Source organism: Streptomyces sp. NPDC093149 (assembly GCF_044754145.1).
In the GTDB taxonomy this organism is placed as follows: domain Bacteria; phylum Actinomycetota; class Actinomycetes; order Streptomycetales; family Streptomycetaceae; genus Streptomyces.
In genome coordinates, this window is record NZ_JBIVON010000048.1 from 13,611 (window position 1) to 16,019 (window position 2,409).

General features: G+C 69.8%; 4 protein-coding genes. 3 read left to right on the plus strand and 1 reads right to left on the minus strand.

Annotation, left to right across the window (positions count from 1 at the left end; all coding sequences use genetic code 11):
* Positions 1-966: 966 nt before the first annotated feature.
* Entirely contained in the window at positions 967-1,548 is a 582-nt protein-coding gene (locus tag ACIQCZ_RS41815; protein WP_402291357.1) for a M1 family aminopeptidase, read from the minus strand.
* On the opposite strand from ACIQCZ_RS41815, the gene ACIQCZ_RS41820 reads away from it, so the two are divergent.
* From ACIQCZ_RS41820 to ACIQCZ_RS41830, 3 genes are all read left to right on the plus strand, one after another.
* Entirely contained in the window at positions 1,538-1,804 is a 267-nt protein-coding gene (locus tag ACIQCZ_RS41820) for a hypothetical protein (protein WP_402291359.1), read from the plus strand. The genes ACIQCZ_RS41815 and ACIQCZ_RS41820 overlap by 11 nt on opposite strands.
* Before the next feature lie 83 nt (positions 1,805-1,887).
* Positions 1,888-2,076: a hypothetical protein gene (locus ACIQCZ_RS41825; protein ID WP_402291361.1), complete on the plus strand. Its 189-nt coding sequence runs from the start codon at positions 1,888-1,890 to the stop codon at positions 2,074-2,076.
* 3 nt (positions 2,077-2,079) lie between these two features.
* On the plus strand, positions 2,080-2,283 hold the full coding sequence (locus tag ACIQCZ_RS41830) for a CapA family protein (protein WP_402291363.1): 204 nt from the start codon (positions 2,080-2,082) through the stop codon (positions 2,281-2,283).
* Positions 2,284-2,409 lie beyond the last annotated feature (126 nt).

Sequence of the window (2,409 nt, forward strand, 5' to 3'; positions counted from 1 at the left end):
TGTTGGGGTTTGCGGGGGTTGTTTTTTTTTTTGTCCTCCCCCCGCCGGGGGGGGGGGGGGGGGGGGGGGGGGGGGGGGGGCCCCCCCCCGGGCCCCCCCCCCACCGCCGGAACAACCCACAGCCCCCACAACCCCGGACCACGAACCACAGCCCCGCACACCACCCCCTGAAGAAGCGATGAACCCATGAAAAGCTTCCTCACCCCCCGCACCCTCCGTGGTCGCCTCGCCCTGATGCCCTGGCCACGCGTTGTCCGGGGAGGTGGTCTTCATCGAGAAGGCTTCAAGCGGCAGGCCGTATTCCCAGCGCGTCTCGTCGACCTCTTCGGAGATGCACGCTTCGGTGGCCGGGACTGGAGGAGGACGTTCTCGAAGGCCTCTGTGGTCGGGTAACCGGAGACCATTGCTGATCTCCGGCCCCCTCAGATCGTGGACCGCGCCTACGAGGAGTACGAGGCGCGGGCGTCGGGCAGTTCACGTCGGAGCGATGCGCGGTGTGGAAGCCGGTGAAGTAGTCGCTGGCACGAAGTCGGGCCCGACACCATGTGGTGCCGGGCCCGACGCTTACTGTGAGGGTACTCGACAACCGTGTCGTGGTCGGCACGGCGACGTTCACGATCAGCCACGCGCGGTCTGCTGTGCGGCGTCTGCAACACCGCCGAGGGCACCGCACCGCCGCGGCATCCGCGGTGGCTGCGCTATCGCACCCTCACGCCCGCCCTCATCCTCGGCGTGTATCTCCCCTACAGCCAGGCGCTACGCCGCCGCCTGGCCCACGCTCCTGCCCAGCCGGATCAGCACCGGAGCCCGCGACCGGCCTGACGGTCGCGGCATCGTCGACCGGTTCCGCTCGCTGCGTGGTTCCCGGGAGCCGTAGGGCTGCGTGAAGGTCAGCCCTCGGTGCTGTACGACGCGCGCTCGGGCCCTGCCGCATACGGTGGTGGCGTCGCGGCCCCCTCGTACGGGCTACCCGGCGGCCCTGTCCAGGCTGCCCGGGTAGAGGTACTTCTCCGGCTGGATCACCGTGCCGCTGACCCATGCGGCGAAGAATCCCTTGAGGTCCTTGCCCGAGATTTTCGTCGCCAGCGCCTCGAACTGCCGGAACGGGGCGTTGCCGTAGGCGTGGTCGTGGGTCCGGGTCCGCAGCGTCGTGAAGAACGCCTCGTCGCCCACCGTGCGGCGTAGGGCGTGCAGCATCAGCGAACCCTTCAGCGCCGGGTCCAGCTCCCGGCCCGGGCCCGGGTCGTAGAGCTTGACGGACCAGAACGACGGGTCGTCCCGGTAGTCCTCCACCACGAACCGGTAGAAGCCCGTATCGAGGTCGGCGCCCTTGTGCTCCTTCCATAACTGCCCCGCGTACTCGGCGAAGCACTCCGCGGGGCAGCCATCCCGCCAGTCCTTGAACGAGACGCTGTCGCCGAACCACTGGTGGGTGTTCTCGTGGACCATCGGCGCGTCGAGGAGCACCGAGTCGTACGTGGGGCGGCTCTGCGTCTCCAGGGTTCCTCGACTGGGAGGGGGAACTGGGATGGTGCTGATGGAGACCACCGAAGCGGCCCCGGCCGACGAGGACGACGCGGATTCCGGCTTCCGCAACATCGGCTGCCAGATCGTGTGCAGCCCTGACGTCGCCGGCGAGATCGCCCAATGGCTGCGCGACGTCGTCGGCGAGATCCTCGACGACTATGCCGACGACGTCTTCGACTGCCCCCTCCACCAAGGGAAGGGATCCCCGCATGTCCGTCCCCACCGCCTCGCACCGCGCGTACGTGTGGCAACACGCCCCGCCAGGAGATGCCGATGAGCGTGCAGCCCAAGGAAGCCCCCGCCCCGCCAGCCCCGGTCGCCGCCGCCCAGCTGTGCAACGACCGCCGCGCCGACACCTGAGTGCCGACCTTCGATCGGGACTGGGCCAAGGCCCTGGAGAACTCCCGCCACACCTACAGCCTCACCCCCTGCACGACGTCGTCCGCACCTGACAGCTCCGCGGCCCCGGCCGTTGACGCGTGCATGGAATCCGGCTGCGACGAGTCCGGCTTCGTGGACCTGGACGCCGTCCTCGGTGCCCGCCGGTGAGCCGTGGACGGTGCGCTGTCGGTCCTGGGTGACGCCGCGCCGGATGTGCGGGTGGTCAATCTGGAGACAGCCATCACCGGTGATAGGGACTTCGCGCCCGGCGAGGGGGGCCACTACCGGGTGAGCCCGGCCAACCTGTCGTGTCTGGCCGCGGCCCGGCCGGAGCCGCCGCGCCTTGGCGGTCAGTCCTGGGGTCGGGTCAGGTAGGTGTCTATGACCCGCATCGCCTCTTCCGTTGCGCCCCTGCGGTAGAGCCAGTGGCCCACGACGTCCATTGTGAACAGGGACGCCTCGGGGAAGGAGCGCGCCATGCGTCGCGCACCCGGCAGGGGG

Coding starts and splice junctions, on each gene's coding strand:
- ACIQCZ_RS41820 (WP_402291359.1), top strand. CDS start 1,538: ATGGAGACCACCGAAGCGGCCCCGGCCGACGAGGACGACGCGGATTCC.